Source organism: Cronobacter sp. 153480017-3 (assembly GCF_053627815.1).
In genome coordinates this window covers 843,104-857,463 of sequence record NZ_JBSEYN010000001.1, presented here as the reverse complement: position 1 = coordinate 857,463, position 14,360 = coordinate 843,104, and the positions used below count along the sequence as shown (strand labels likewise).

Genomic DNA, 14,360 nt, shown 5'->3' with positions numbered 1-14,360 from the left:
CGTTATTCGCCGTTCGCTATCAGCCGCTGAATAAATCCGCGTAACCACATCAACGCCGGATCGCTGTTATGGCGCTGATGCCACAGCAGCGCCACTTCAAACGGCGGCACGTCGAGCGGCACCGGGCTTGCCGAAAGCCCCCAGGCCGTTTGCCACATATCACAGAGCCCCGCGGGCACGGTCGCGAGCGCGGGCATCTGCATCAGAAGTCCCGGCAGGCCCGCGAAGTGCGGCGTGGTGTAGCAAATGCTGCGGCGCGCTCCCTGGCGTGCCAGTAGCGTATCAATAAGGCTGCTGGTCGCTTCGCGGTAGGTCACCATCAGGTGCGGTTCTCGCACGTAATCCTCAAGCGTCAGCGGGGCGGTGAGGCTGAGCTGCGACGGGTGCCAGAGCGTCACAAACGGCATGCTCACTAACACCTCGCGCTCCTGCCAGCGCGGCCCGGCCTGCGCCACGCTTATCGCCATATCCAGCTCGCCTTCCTCCAGACGGCGCGGATCGCTAAACGGCGAGCTTGCCACCACATTGAGCCGCACGCCGGGCGCGGCCTCGCGCAGCGCCGGGATCAGTTGCGGCATCAGCCACATCTCCACCCAGTCGGTCATGCCAAGCGTAATGGTGGCGCTCGCCTGCTGCGGGTGAAATTCAGCCTGCTGGAACAGCGCTGACTGAAGCTGCTCCAGCAGCGGCATCAGCTCGCCATGCAGGGCGACGGCGCGCGCGGTCGGCTGCATCCGGTGGCCGCTGCGAATAAACAGCGGGTCATCGAACATATCGCGCAGGCGCGCGAGCGCGCCGCTGACCGCCGGCTGCCCGAGATGCAGTTTATCGGCCGCGAGCGACACGCTCTGCTCGCGAAACAGCACCGCAAACGCGATGAGCAGGTTGAGGTCGATTTTGCGAAAATCGTTTTCTTTGATAGTCATTATGGCTCCAATCAATTGGAGTGATACTAGTGCGGCGTGGATACTTCAGCAAGTCAAATCAACGGGAGGACTATGATGAAAACTGCCGCAACCTTACTGGCGCTTTTCACTTTCGCGCTGGCCGCGCCGCTTGGCGCAGCGCCATTGCCTGTTAACAGCGCGCAGGCACCCGGCTATTACCGCATGATGCTCGGCGACTGGCAGATAACGGCTGTCTCCGATGGCACCGTGACCATTCCCGCCGACAAACTCCTGACCCGCATCACGCCTGACGCTCTCAAAACGCGCCTCGCCGATGACGCGCTGACGCCGCAGGTCGAAACCTCCATTAACGCCTACGTCATTAACACTGGCGATAAACTCATCCTGGTGGACAGCGGCGCGGGCGCGTTGCTTGGGAATAACGGCGGCCATCTGCCGGAAAACCTGCGCGCCGCCGGTATCGACCCGTCGCAAGTCGACACGGTCCTGCTGACGCACATTCACGCCGATCACTCCGGTGGCGTGCAGCGCGACGGTAAACCGGTCTTCCCGAACGCCACCGTGCGGGTGGACCAGCGCGATCTCGATTTCTGGCTCAACCCGGCGCATGAAAAGGAAGTGGAAGCCAGCCAGCGCCATACGTTTGCGGAATCGGAACGGTCGCTGCGCCCGGTCATCAGCGCCGGAAAGATGAAAGCGTTCCACGCGCCCGCGCAAATCATGCCCGACATTGAAGCGCTGCCCGCGCCCGGCCACACGCCCGGCAGCGTGATTTACAAAGTGACCCGCGGCGGTGAAACGCTTTTACTGTGGGGCGATATTATCCATGTGAAAGCGGTGCAGATGCCGCAGCCGCAGGTGGCGATTCATTTTGATGTCAATCAGGATGAGGCAGTGGCCATGCGGGAGAAAACGCTGAAAATGGCGGCGCAGAGCAACGCCTGGGTGGCATCGGCGCATATCGCGTTTCCGGGTATCGGCAAGATAAAAGCGCAGGGAGACGGGTATCGCTGGGTGCCGGTCAACTACAGCAGCCACGGCGCGAAGTAAGGTAAAGGGCGCCGTGGACAGGCGGCGCCCGGTACATCAGAAGATCATTTTAAATACGCCCGTCACCACTAACAGCCCAATCAGAAAAATAATCAGTACCGCCCACAGAATGATTTTCATCACTTACTCCTTATTGTCTTTGCGGGATCTCGTTGATCCATGAAGGTAATTATCAGTATAGAAGCTCCTGCAAAGGCGGCAGAAAAAAGTGAGGGGAGCGTTTTCGCCCGCCCGGCGCTGATTTTTCAGGCCTCGCTATACTTAACGCTTTAACGCAACTCCCGGAGGCACCATGAGTTCTGCAAACAAAGTGGCGATCGTCACCGCGTCAGATTCAGGCATCGGCAAGAAGTGTGCGGTATTTCTCGCAAGGCAAGGGTTCGATATCGGCATTACCTGGCACAGTGACGATAAAGGCGCGAAGGAGACCGCGCAGGAAGTGGAAAGCCTCGGACGGCGCGCTGAACTTATCCAGCTCAACCTCAGCCATCTGCCGGAGGGCGCGAACGCCATTCAGGCGCTTATCGACCGCTTCGGGCGTATCGACGCGCTGGTGAATAACGCGGGCGCGATGATCAAAAAGCCGTTTCTGGAGATGACCTTCGACGAGTGGCGCAGCATTCAGACGGTGGATGTGGACGGCGCGTTTCTCTGCTCGCAAATCGCCGCCAAAGCGATGGTGAAACAGGGGCAGGGCGGGCGCATTGTGAATATTACCTCGGTGCATGAACACACGCCGCTGCCGGAGGCGAGCGCCTACACCGCGGCCAAACACGCGCTCGGCGGGCTGACCAAATCGATGGCGCTGGAGCTGGTGGAGCATAACATTCTGGTGAACGCCGTCGCGCCTGGCGCTATCGCCACGCCAATGAACGACATGGAAGAGGGCGACGCGAAGCCCGGCTCGATGCCGAATATCCCGATGGCGCGCCCCGGCGAAACCGATGAGATAGCCAGCATCGTCGCGTGGCTCTGCTCGGAGGGCGCCACCTATACCACTGGCCAGTCGTTTATCATCGACGGCGGGTTTACGCTCGCTAACCCGCAGTTTAAGCCGAAGGCTTAATCCTCTCTGCTGCTGCGCTTGCGCCACAGCCAGCGCAGCAGCAGCACAATACCCACCGCCAGTACGACCCACACCAGCTGTTTCAGATGATGATCGAGGCGATGCAGCCACGGCTCTATCACCTGGCCGCCCACGTAACCGAGCGTGGTAAAGAGCGTCGCCCAGACCAGCGCCCCGAGGATATTCAGCGGCACAAAGAGCTTCGGCGGGACGCGGCTCGCGCCAATTAACAGCGGGCCGATAATACGAAAACCGTACATAAAGCGGGTGCCAATCACAAACCACGCCGGATGGCGCTGGATAAGCGCCTGCGCGCGGGCTATCTGCTTCTGCTTGCCGGAAAACCGCGCCAGCGCCCGGGTGCCGAACCGGCGGCCCACCAGATAAAGCACCTGGTCGCCAATCATGCCGCCGAGCGCCACCACCAGCACTACCAGCGGAAAGCGCAGCAGCCCTTCATGTGCCGCCACGCCGCCCAGCAGCGTGACGGTTTCCCCTTCGGCAAGGCTGCCCACCAGCAATGTCACATAACCGTACTGCTCAATCAGGTTATTGATATCCATGAATTCCACTACTCCCGTTTGTCAGGCTTTCTTCGCGCCACGCGCGAAACCGAAAGTATAACGCGCCCGCCGCGCCCTGCGCGTTCAACGGACTACCTGTTTTTGTGCTGTTTACTTTTTAATCTACAGGCCTGAATTATACTTACAGTACCCGTTCCGGGCGGTCTGAGTCAGGGGGCGTTATGAACCATGTCTGGGGGCTTTTGTCCCATCCTTTCCGTGAAATGCAGGTGATTCGCCACGAAAACGAAACCGTGACGCATCACTATACCCACCACGTACTCATCATGGCGGCCATTCCCGTGCTGTGCGCGTTTATCGGCACCACTCAGATTGGCTGGGATTTCGGCGACGGCAACGTCGTGAAGCTGTCGCTCTTTACCGGTTTTTATCTGGCGGTACTGTTTTATGCGCTGATGCTGGCAGGTGTCGCGGTGATGGGGCGGGTTATCTGGTGGATGGCGCGTGATTATCCGCGTCGTCCGTCGCTCGCCGGTTGTATGGTGTTCGCGGGCTATGTGGCGACGCCGCTCTTTTTAAGCGGCGTGGTGGCGCTCTATCCGCTGGTGTGGCTCTGCGCGCTGGTGGGGACGCTCGCGCTGCTCTACACCGGTTATCTGCTTTATGTCGGCATTCCGGCGTTTCTTAATATTAATCAGGAAGAAGGGCTGCGCTTTTCCGGCTCGACGCTCGCCATCGGCGTGCTGCTGCTGGAGGTGTTGCTGGCGCTGACCGTGCTGCTGTGGGGTTACGGTTATCGTCTCTTCTGACGTATGCCGCCGGTGTAAAAACCGGCGGCGCTGCGCCCGGCGTTGAATCTTCTGTAGCGGGAAACGCGAAGGCCGGAGTATCATGCCCGCGCCAGCCATCAATAGCTTTCACCGTTGGTGGCGGTGCGTTTAATTACGCGCGTGAATTCTTTTCCGAACTTTCGCCATGCCGACAAAAATTCGTCTTTCCCTGTTAAGTCTCGCGCTGCTGCTGGCCGCGCCGCTTTCCGCCCCGGCGCTGGCCGCCGCGAAAGCCGCCGCGTCGCCGCTTGCCGCCGCTGAGCCGCAAATTGCCTCCGGCAGCGCCATGATCGTCGATCTGCGCACCAATGAAGTGCTGTTCTCAAGCCACCCGGATCTGGTGCGTCCGATAGCGTCGATTACCAAAGTAATGACCGCGATGGTGGTGCTCGACGCCAGCCTGCCGCTGGATGAGATGCTGACGGTGGATATCAGCCATACGCCGGAGATGAAAGGGATCTATTCGCGGGTGCGTTTAAACAGCCAGATCAGCCGTAAAAATATGCTGCTGCTGGCGCTGATGTCGTCGGAAAACCGCGCGGCGGCAAGCCTTGCGCATCACTATCCGGGCGGCTACGACGCGTTTATCCGCGCCATGAACGCCAAAGCGAAAGCGCTCGGCATGCGCAATACGCATTTTGTGGAGCCGACAGGGCTTTCCATCCACAACGTCTCGACTGCTCGCGATCTCACGAAGCTGTTAATCGCGACCAAACAGTATCCGCTGATTGGCCAGCTCAGCACCACGCGTGAAGAGATGGCGACGTTTTCGAACCCGACATACACGCTGCCGTTCCGTAACACCAACCATCTGGTTTACCGCGATAACTGGAATATCCAGCTGACCAAAACCGGCTTTACTAACGCGGCGGGGCACTGCCTGATGATGCGCACGCTGATTAAAAACCGTCCGGTGACGCTGGTGGTGATGGACGCCTTCGGCAAATATACCCACTTTGCCGACGCCAGCCGCCTGCGCACCTGGCTTGAAACCGGTAAGGTACAACCGGTGCCTGAAGCGGCGCTGAGCTATAAGCGCCAGAAAGCGGCGCAAATGGCGAACAACAGCGTCGAGTAAGTTATTCCGGCAGCGTCCAGTCTCCCTGGTTGAGCGGACGCTGCATAATCAGCGTGTCGCGCCAGCCGCCGAATTTAAACCCGACGCTGCGCAAACTTCCCACCACTTCAAACCCCAGCAGCCGGTGCAGACGCGTCGAGCCGCGATTATTCTCGCCATCGCCAATCACCGCCATCAGCTGACGCCACGGGCCTTGCTCGCAGCGCTCGATAAGCGCCTGTAACAGACGGCTGCCGATACCGCGCCCGACCATGCTGGCGTCGATATAAATCGATTCTTCGAGGGTATAGCGATACGCAGGACGCGCACGCCAGGGCGATGCGTAACAGTAGCCGACCACAATGCCGTCCATCTCCGCCACAAGCCAGGGCAAGCCCTGCGCGGTGACGGCATTAACGCGCGCGGTCATCTCATCAAGCGTCGGGGGCGTTTCTTCAAAGGAGGCGCGGCCGTGTTCGACATGCCAGCCATAAATGGCGCGAATGGCGTCGATATCCCCCGGCGTAACGTCACGAATCGCGGCTTTTGATGCCGTGAGATTTTCCACAACAGCCATACCTGTATCCTCAAAAGACATGCCGCCGGAGGGCTCCGGCGGCATGGAGGATATATTATGCCTGTGCTTAAAAAGAAAACAGCCTGCCAGAATCAGCGGGCGGTCTGCTCCCCTGGCGTTTGTGCGATCCCATCCGGTTCACCCCAGTATTTCTGCTTTGAGGTTTTACCAATACCGGGGTTCATGCTGTTGGTCGGATCATTGGCCTTATAAAATTGTTTTAAGCTCTCCGGCGCTTCGTAGAGGTGGCCGACGTTATGCTCCGCCGGGTATTGCGCACCGCGCTCGCGCAGCAGCGCCAGCATCTCTTCTTTCAGCGCATGCACATCCACGCCTTTTTTGACGATGTAATCCTGGTGGAACACATGGCAGAAGAAGTGGCCGTAATAGAGCTTGTGCACCAGCTTGCTGTCAATTTCCGGCGGCAGGCGCTCGAACCACTCGGTGTCGTTGCGCCGCAGCGCGATATCCAGCGCCAGAATATCTTCCACTTCGTCAGCGTGCACCGCGTGATAACGCACCGCCGCGCCCGCCGCCGCAAAGCGGTGCAGAAACGCTTTGCTGCCTTCTTCCGCCGTACAGGCGAAGAAGTCGCCTTCGGCCTCTTTAAAGAAGCTCGTCAGCCAGCTGCGCGCTTCTTCAATGCCGTCGCCCGCCATTTTCAGCAGCAGATGGTGCTCATATTTATCGCGCCAGCTTTTCATGCGCGGCGGCAGGTGGCCGGGGAAAAGCCCGCCCAGTTTCTGCATTACGCGGTCGGTAAAGTGCGGTTTAACAAACGGCACTTTCTCAAGCCAGGCGTCGGTGCGGCCTTTCGCCGTGAAGAAGAACGGCATTTTGTCGGTGCCGAGCTTGTTGATCATCAGGAACGTATCTTTCCCGTAGCGCTCGGCGATGTCGTAGATATCGCGGTGCATATATTCACCGGCGACCGGCAGGCTTTGAAAATTTGCAAGAATATGGCGGCGGATCCGGGTCAGTACGTCAGGCTGATTGGTGCCGATATAAAACACCTCCTGGCGTTTTTCGGCTTCGAAAGTATCAAGACGCACCGCGAACACCGCGAGCTTACCGGCGCAGCCGGAGGCTTCAAAGAGCCGTTCGGGGTTGGCGTTGTAGCGCGCCGGACTGTCGGCCTCGATGTCGCGCACGCGCTCAATGTAATGACGATCAGACGCCTGGCGTTCGTCGTGGCGCACGGCGGTTGGGTCAATGCGGTCATCGTCAAGGCGGCCCAGGATCTGCTCCGGCGTCTGGCCGAGATCGATGCCCAGATGGTTCACCAGACGCAGCCGCCCGGTGTCGTCTATCTGCGCGAACAGCGCCATTTCGGTATAGGCGGGGCCGCGGTGCACCAGCGCGCCGCCGGAGTTATTACAGATGCCGCCCATCACCGACGCGCCGATGCAGGAGGAGCCAATCACCGAGTGCGGCTCGCGGCCAAGTGGCTTGAGCGCGCGCTCCAGCTGCCAGAGCGTGGTGCCGGGGTATGCGAGGATCTGCTCGCCGTTATCCAGCAGGTGCAGCTTATCGAGGCGCAGCGTGCTGATGATGATAATGTCGCGATCGTAGTCGTTGCCATTCGGCGTCGAGCCTTCCGTCAGGCCGGTGTTAGCCGCCTGCATCAGAATGATTTTGTCAGCGGCGACACAAACTTCCAGCACGCGCCATAATTCCAGCAGCGTGCCGGGAAAAACGACGGCCAGCGCTTCGCCCTGACCTGAGCGAAAGCCTTTGCGGTAACGGGCGGTTTTGGCCGGGTCGGTGAGAAGATGGCTGGCGCCGGTAATGCGGGTCAGCTCCGCGATAACCTCATGGTTACCGGAGGTTGGTGTCAGGATCATGTTCCACTCCTTGTGGCAGAGAAAACGCACGTCTCTAAGCATAGCCGCGAATTTCGCGACGAGTCCGAAAAGGTTGAAAAATCAGCGTATAAACTTGCGTTTGGCTTCTTCCCTGCTAAGGCTTATGGCACACTGCACACCTTATTCTTTGTGGCGGCAACGTTGCGGCTGCGTCTAAAAGAGAGTTAATCCTATGAAATGGCTTTGTTCTGTGGGTATGGCCGTGAGCCTTGCGCTGCAACCGGCCCTGGCGTCTGAACCATTTGGCGAGCATCCTTTGACGCCCGAAGCGCGGGATGCGTTTGTCACCGATTTACTCAAAAAAATGACGGTCGATGAGAAAATCGGCCAGCTGCGTCTGATTAGCGTCGGGCCGGATAACCCGAAAGAAGCGATTCGGGACATGATCAAAGAAGGTCAGGTCGGCGCGATTTTCAACACCGTCACCCGCCCGGATATCCGCGCGATGCAGGATCAGGTGATGCAGTTAAGCCGCCTGAAAATCCCGCTGTTTTTCGCCTACGACGTGCTGCATGGCCAGCGCACCATTTTCCCGAACAGCCTCGGGCTTGCCTCCTCGTTTAACCTCGACGCGGTAAAAACCGTAGGCCGCGTGTCGGCATATGAAGCCGCCGACGACGGTCTGAACATGACCTGGGCACCGATGGTCGACGTCACGCGCGACCCGCGCTGGGGCCGCGGCTCGGAAGGGTTCGGTGAAGATACCTATCTCACCAGCATGATGGGCAAAACGATGGTTGAGTCGATGCAGGGCAAAAGCCCGGCGGACCGCTATTCGGTGATGACCAGCGTGAAACACTTCGCCGCTTACGGCGCGGTGGAGGGCGGTAAAGAGTACAACACCGTCGATATGAGCTCTCAGCGTCTCTTCAACGACTACATGCCGCCTTACAAAGAGGCGCTCGACGCAGGCAGCGGCGGCGTGATGATTGCGCTCAACTCCCTGAACGGCACGCCAGCGGCATCCGACGGCTGGCTGCTGAAAGACTTGCTGCGCGGCGACTGGGGCTTTAAAGGCATCACTATTTCTGACCACGGCGCGATTAAAGAGCTGATTAAACACGGTACGGCGTCCGATCCGAAAGACGCGGTTCGCGTGGCGATCAAATCCGGCGTCGATATGAGTATGGCGGATGAGTACTACAGCAAATACCTGCCGAATCTTATCAAGAGCGGCAAAGTCACCATGGCAGAGCTCGACGACGCCACCCGTCACGTGCTGAACGTCAAATATGACATGGGGCTGTTTAACGATCCGTACAGCCATCTGGGGCCGAAAGACGCCGACCCGAAAGACACCAACGCTGAAAGCCGCCTGCACCGCGACGATGCGCGTAAAGTGGCGCGCGAAAGCCTGGTGCTGCTGAAAAACCGCCTGGAGACGCTGCCGCTGAAAAAATCCGGCACCATCGCGGTGGTGGGGCCGCTCGCTGACAGCAAACGCGACATGATGGGCAGCTGGTCTGCCGCAGGCGTGGCCGATCAGTCCGTCACGCTGCTGCAGGGCATGAAAAACGTCGCGGGCGATAAGGCCAAAATTCTCTACGCCAAAGGCGCTAACGTCACCGACGATAAGGGCATCGTAGACTTCCTGAATCTCTACGAGCCGGCGGTGGTGGTGGATAAACGCACGCCGAAGGAAATGATTGACGAGGCGGTAAACGTCGCGAAGCAGTCTGACGTGGTCGTGGCGGTCGTGGGCGAAGCGCAGGGCATGGCGCATGAGGCATCCAGCCGTACCGATCTCACCATTCCGCAGAGCCAGCGTGATCTTATCAGCGCGCTGAAAGCGACCGGCAAACCGCTGGTGCTGGTACTGATGAACGGTCGTCCGCTGGCGCTGGTGAAAGAAGATCAGCAGGCCGATGCGATTCTGGAAACCTGGTTTGCCGGGACCGAAGGCGGTAACGCCATCGCCGACGTGCTGTTTGGCGACTACAACCCGTCAGGCAAGCTGCCCATCTCCTTCCCGCGCTCGGTCGGGCAGATCCCGGTGTACTACAGCCACCTCAACACGGGCCGTCCGTACAACCCGGAAAAACCGAACAAATACACCTCGCGCTACTTTGACGAAGCCAACGGCCCGCTCTATCCGTTCGGCTACGGCCTGAGCTACACCACGTTCAGCGTTTCCGACGTGAAGCTCTCCGCGCCGACCATGAAGCGTGACGGCAGAGTGACCGCCAGCGTAACGGTGACCAACACCGGCAAGCGCGAAGGTGCTACCGCAGTGCAGATGTATCTCCAGGACGTCACGGCCTCCATGAGCCGTCCGGTGAAACAGCTGCGCGGCTTTGAGAAAATCACGCTGAAGCCGGGCGAAAGCCAGACCGTCAGCTTCCCGATCGATATCGACGCGCTGAAATTCTGGAACCAGCGCATGAAATATGACGCGGAGCCTGGCAAATTCAACGTCTTCATCGGGCTGGATTCCGCCCGCGTGAAGCAGGGCGAATTCGAACTGCTGTAAGCGGTTGTCGATTGTCAGAGGGCCGGGAAACCGGCCCTTTTTTATGCTCATCGCCCGTTAAAAAATGCCATTTCCCGTCTTTTCCCTTTCCCCCTGAGATTTATCAACTACGCTTTTCTCTTAAGCCCTTAGCGAAGCGGATAAAAGAGGAAAATCATGAGGCTAAAACTCTGGAGCGCGGCAGGCCTGGTACTGCTGGCGGCAGGCGCGCAGGCGGCCGAGCCGGTGAAAGTGGGCTCGAAAATCGACACCGAAGGCGCGCTGCTCGGCAACGTGATTTTGCAGGTGCTGGAAAGCCACGGCGTGAAAACGGTCAACAAAATCCAGCTGGGCACCACGCCGGTCGTGCGCGGAGCGATCACCTCCGGTGAGCTGGATATCTACCCGGAATACACCGGCAACGGGGCGTTTTTCTTTAAGCAGGAGAACTCTCCTGCGTGGAAAAACGCGCAGCAGGGCTATGAGAAAGTCAAAAAGCTCGACGCCGAACAGAACAAGCTTATCTGGCTGACGCCTGCGGCGGCGAACAACACCTGGACTATCGCGGTGCGTCAGGACCTGGCGCAGAAAAACAAGCTAATCTCGCTTGCCGACCTTAGCCGCTATCTGAAAGAGGGCGGGACGTTCAAACTCGCCGCGTCGGCGGAGTTTATCGAGCGCCCGGACGCGCTGCCGGCCTTTGAAAAAGCCTACCAGTTTAAGCTTAACCAGGACCAGATGCTGTCGCTCGCGGGTGGTGATACCGCGGTGACTATCAAAGCGGCGGCCCAGCAGACCTCCGGCGTTAACGCCGCGATGGCTTATGGCACCGATGGTCCGGTGGCGGCGCTCGGCCTGCAAACGCTCACCGATCCGAAAGGCGTGCAGCCGGTTTACGCGCCCGCGCCGGTCGTGCGCGAAGCGGTGCTGAAAGCGTACCCGGATATGCCGCAGTGGTTTGAGCCGGTCTTTAAAGCGCTGGATGAGAAAACGCTTCAGGAGCTGAACGCGCAGATCGCGGTAGAAGGGCTGGATGCCGGTAAAGTGGCGTCGCAGTGGCTCAAAGAAAAAGGACTGGTGAAATAACGCCACCGGCGTTTGCCTCGGGATACGTTTTGTCAATCAGATGCCATAACCGGGTGCTGGTGCTGCTGGCGGTCCTTCTGGCCGCCGCCGCCCTGTTGCCTTTTTTAAATTACGCGCCGAACCGGCTGGTCTCCGGCGCGCCGCTTGCTCTCTCCGGGCTTTTCCCTGCCGCCACGCCCGCATTATGGGCGCTGCCGGTCTTGCTCTGTTTACTCGCTTTTGTCCCCGGAAAACCGGGCGCGCTGCTGATTCTGGTTACGGCGCAGGCGCTTTTTATCACGCTGCTGGTGGTGACCGGCGAAGAGGCGACGCGGCTTGCCGAAACCGGCAGCCGTCTGGCGCGCACCTCGCCCGGCAGCGGCCTGTGGCTGATGCTCGCGGTCTCCTTACTTGCCGCCAGCGACGCCATCGGCAGGCTGACGCGCCAGCCGCTCGGGCGCTGGCTGTTACAGGTGCAGATCTGGATTGCGCCGCTCTGGCTTCTGCTGAGCGGTCATTTTGATGCGCTGTCGCTACTAAAAGAATACGCCAACCGCCAGACGGTGTTTGATGACGCCACCGCGCGCCACCTGACGCTGCTTTTCGGCACGCTGGCACCCGCTATTGTTATCGGGCTGCCGCTCGGCATTTTGTGTCACCGACGCCCGCGCTGGCAGCCGGGACTGTTCGCTGCGCTCAATATTATTCAGACGGTGCCGTCTGTGGCGCTCTTTGGCCTGTTGATGGCCCCGCTTGCGGGGCTGGCGCAGGCGTTTCCGGCGCTCGGCGCGCTGGGCGTCTCCGGCACCGGGCTTGCGCCTGCGCTGATTGCGCTCACGCTCTATGCGCTGCTGCCGCTGGTGCGCGGCGTGGTGGCCGGGCTCGGGCAGGTGCCCGACGCGGTGCGGGAGAGCGCCCGCGGGGTGGGAATGTCCGCCTGGCAGCGCTTATGGCATGTCGACGTACCGCTGGCGCTGCCCGTCTGGCTGCGCAGCCTGCGTGTGGTGGCGGTGCAGACGGTCGGTATGGCGGTGGTGGCCGCGCTGATTGGCGCAGGCGGCTTCGGCGCGCTGGTTTTTCAGGGGTTGCTTAGCAGCGCGCTCGATCTGGTGCTGCTTGGCGTTATCCCGGTCGTGGCGCTGGCGGTGGTGCTGGACGCGCTGTTTACGCTCGCCATCGGCGCGCTGGAGACAAAAAGAAATGATTGAATTTAAGCAGGTCAGCAAGTTTTACAACGGCGGCGCGGCGGTGAAAGACTTAAGCCTGACGTTCGCCGAAGGCGCGTTTTCAGTGCTTATCGGCACCTCCGGCTCCGGTAAATCCACCACGCTCAAGATGATTAATCGTCTGGTGGAGCACGACGCGGGCGAAATCCGCTTCGCGGGCGAGGAGATCCGCCAGTTTTCGCCCGAAGCGCTACGCCGGCGCATGGGGTATGCGATCCAGTCGGTCGGGCTGTTTCCGCACTGGACGGTGGCGCAAAACGTCGCGACGGTGCCGCAGCTGCTGAAGTGGCCGAAGGCGCGCATTCAGGCGCGGGTGGATGAACTGCTCGCGCTGCTTGGGCTCACGCCTGACGCATTTCGCGATCGCTACCCGCATCAGCTCTCAGGTGGCCAGCAGCAGCGCGTCGGCGTGGCGCGCGCGCTGGCGGCTGACCCGGAAGTATTACTGATGGACGAGCCGTTCGGCGCGCTCGATCCGGTCACGCGCAGCGCGCTGCAACAGGAGATGCGCCGCATACATCAGTTGCTCGGGCGCACGATTGTGCTGGTGACGCATGACATCGACGAGGCGCTGGGGCTTGCTGAGCATCTGGTGCTGATGGATAACGGCGAAGTGGTGCAGCAGGGCACGCCGCTGGCGCTGCTCACCGCGCCGCGCAATGACTTCGTGCGTGACTTTTTCGGGCGCAGCGAGCTTGGCGTGCGGCTGTTGTCGCTCAAACAGGTGGGGGATTTCATTGAGCCTGGCATGGTCGACGGCGCGCCGGTGGCAGAAACCTTAACGCTGCGCGAGGCGATGTCAGTGTTTGTCGAACGCCAGTGCGAAGCGCTGTCTGTGGTGGATGCAAACGGCGCGCACCGCGGCGTGCTGCGCTTTCGCCATCTGGTGAATCAGCGGGAGGCGCGGGGTGAATAGACTGCGCGATCCGCTGCTCTGGCTGGCGCTGCTGTTTGTCGCGCTGCTGCTGGCGATGCCGCACAGCGAAGGGCTGTTTCACTGGCTGTTTCCCGGACTGGCGCGCCCGGTCTATCTTCAGGAAAGCTTTGTCGCGCTCACGCTTTCGCATCTCGGGCTGGTGGCGGCGGCAGGCGCGGTGTCGGTCGCCTGCGGCGTCGCGGTGGGGATTGCGGTGACGCGCCCGTGGGGGCGTGAGTTTCGCGCGCTCGCCGAAACGCTCGCCGCCGCCGGTCAGACGTTCCCGCCAGTGGCGGTGCTGGCGATTGCGGTGCCGGTAATGGGCTTCGGGCGGGAGCCCGCGATTGTCGCGCTTATTCTTTACGGCCTGTTGCCGGTGTTGCAGGGCACGCTTGCGGGCTTAAGCGCGGTGCCGGAGGACGTGAAAGAGGTGGCGCGGGGCGTCGGCATGAGCCGCGCTCAGATCCTACGCAAAGTCGAGTTGCCGCTGGCGTCTGGCGTGATGCTGGCGGGGATACGCACGTCGGTGATTATTAATATCGGCACTGCCACCATTGCCTCCACTGTGGGAGCCAGCACGCTCGGCACCCCGATTATCATCGGCCTGAGTGGGTTTAACACGGCGTATGTGATTCAGGGTGCGGTGCTGGTGGCGCTGGCGGCGGTTCTGGTGGACCGGCTCTTTGAGCGTCTGGCGCGGGTTATGAACCGGAATGCAGGATAACGGTGTAGCCGGCCAGCATAACGCCGCCGATACCGCCAATGGCCATCAGGACCATGCCGGTGATAAGCCCGATTCTGACAAATTTCATGCGTTGCTCCTTATG

The 14,360-nt window shown here is 60.4% G+C and carries 15 protein-coding genes; 9 read left to right on the top strand and 6 right to left on the bottom strand.

The genetic code is table 11. The features are described 5' to 3' along the window. Positions 1-2: 2 nt before the first annotated feature. Positions 3-926: a LysR family transcriptional regulator gene (locus ACUW6V_RS04175; RefSeq protein ID WP_054624201.1), complete on the bottom strand. Its 924-nt coding sequence runs from the start codon at positions 924-926 to the stop codon at positions 3-5. Positions 927-998: 72 nt separating this feature from the next. Between ACUW6V_RS04175 and ACUW6V_RS04170 the strand changes: the two genes are divergently transcribed. After that, positions 999-1,958 (top strand): MBL fold metallo-hydrolase, encoded by a 960-nt coding sequence (locus tag ACUW6V_RS04170; RefSeq protein ID WP_454038031.1) that lies wholly within the window; start codon positions 999-1,001, stop codon positions 1,956-1,958. 36 nt (positions 1,959-1,994) lie between these two features. Here ACUW6V_RS04170 and yohP read toward each other — a convergent pair whose 3' ends face one another. Further along, positions 1,995-2,078: a small membrane protein YohP gene (gene yohP, locus ACUW6V_RS04165; RefSeq protein WP_000691708.1), complete on the bottom strand. Its 84-nt coding sequence runs from the start codon at positions 2,076-2,078 to the stop codon at positions 1,995-1,997. A 172-nt stretch (positions 2,079-2,250) separates the two neighbouring features. Here yohP and ACUW6V_RS04160 point away from each other — a divergent pair, with 172 nt between their 5' ends. Beyond that, positions 2,251-3,024, top strand: a complete 774-nt coding sequence (locus ACUW6V_RS04160) for an SDR family oxidoreductase (protein ID WP_054624203.1) — start codon at positions 2,251-2,253, stop codon at positions 3,022-3,024. Here the strand turns inward: ACUW6V_RS04160 and ACUW6V_RS04155 are convergent. Beyond that, a complete protein-coding gene (locus tag ACUW6V_RS04155) occupies positions 3,021-3,587 on the bottom strand; it encodes a DedA family protein (RefSeq protein WP_054624204.1) in 567 nt (188 codons plus the stop codon). The genes ACUW6V_RS04160 and ACUW6V_RS04155 overlap by 4 nt on opposite strands. A 182-nt stretch (positions 3,588-3,769) precedes the next feature. On the opposite strand from ACUW6V_RS04155, the gene ACUW6V_RS04150 reads away from it, so the two are divergent. Further along, a complete protein-coding gene (locus ACUW6V_RS04150) occupies positions 3,770-4,357 on the top strand; it encodes a Yip1 family protein (protein WP_007776512.1) in 588 nt (195 codons plus the stop codon). Positions 4,358-4,523: 166 nt separating this feature from the next. Continuing rightward, positions 4,524-5,456, top strand: coding sequence for a D-alanyl-D-alanine endopeptidase (pbpG, locus tag ACUW6V_RS04145; protein WP_004387795.1), 933 nt, complete (start codon positions 4,524-4,526; stop codon positions 5,454-5,456). 1 nt (position 5,457) lies between these two features. On the opposite strand, the gene ACUW6V_RS04140 is transcribed toward pbpG, so the two are convergent. Continuing rightward, positions 5,458-6,012: a GNAT family N-acetyltransferase gene (locus ACUW6V_RS04140; RefSeq protein WP_015386497.1), complete on the bottom strand. Its 555-nt coding sequence runs from the start codon at positions 6,010-6,012 to the stop codon at positions 5,458-5,460. 92 nt (positions 6,013-6,104) lie between these two features. Next, on the bottom strand, positions 6,105-7,856 hold the full coding sequence (gene dld, locus ACUW6V_RS04135; RefSeq protein ID WP_454038030.1) for a D-lactate dehydrogenase: 1,752 nt from the start codon (positions 7,854-7,856) through the stop codon (positions 6,105-6,107). Between the two features lie 193 nt (positions 7,857-8,049). Here dld and bglX point away from each other — a divergent pair, with 193 nt between their 5' ends. From bglX to ACUW6V_RS04110, 5 genes are all read left to right on the top strand, one after another. After that, positions 8,050-10,347, top strand: coding sequence for a beta-glucosidase BglX (gene bglX, locus ACUW6V_RS04130; RefSeq protein WP_454038029.1), 2,298 nt, complete (start codon positions 8,050-8,052; stop codon positions 10,345-10,347). Positions 10,348-10,503: 156 nt separating this feature from the next. Then, positions 10,504-11,412, top strand: a complete 909-nt coding sequence (gene osmF, locus ACUW6V_RS04125; RefSeq protein ID WP_454038028.1) for a glycine betaine ABC transporter substrate-binding protein OsmF — start codon at positions 10,504-10,506, stop codon at positions 11,410-11,412. A gap of 29 nt (positions 11,413-11,441) precedes the next feature. Further along, on the top strand, positions 11,442-12,599 hold the full coding sequence (locus ACUW6V_RS04120) for an ABC transporter permease (RefSeq protein ID WP_454038027.1): 1,158 nt from the start codon (positions 11,442-11,444) through the stop codon (positions 12,597-12,599). Then, positions 12,592-13,533, top strand: a complete 942-nt coding sequence (locus ACUW6V_RS04115; RefSeq protein WP_454038026.1) for an ABC transporter ATP-binding protein — start codon at positions 12,592-12,594, stop codon at positions 13,531-13,533. Before ACUW6V_RS04120 ends, ACUW6V_RS04115 begins: the two co-directional genes overlap by 8 nt. Next, entirely contained in the window at positions 13,526-14,257 is a 732-nt protein-coding gene (locus tag ACUW6V_RS04110) for an ABC transporter permease (protein ID WP_007869323.1), read from the top strand. The genes ACUW6V_RS04115 and ACUW6V_RS04110 overlap by 8 nt, the downstream gene beginning before the upstream one ends. Here ACUW6V_RS04110 and ACUW6V_RS04105 read toward each other — a convergent pair. Further along, the gene (locus ACUW6V_RS04105) at positions 14,235-14,345 is read right to left on the bottom strand and encodes a protein YohO (RefSeq protein ID WP_004388656.1); all 111 of its coding nucleotides are present in this window, start codon (positions 14,343-14,345) and stop codon (positions 14,235-14,237) included. The genes ACUW6V_RS04110 and ACUW6V_RS04105 overlap by 23 nt on opposite strands. Between the last annotated feature and the right edge of the window lie 15 nt (positions 14,346-14,360).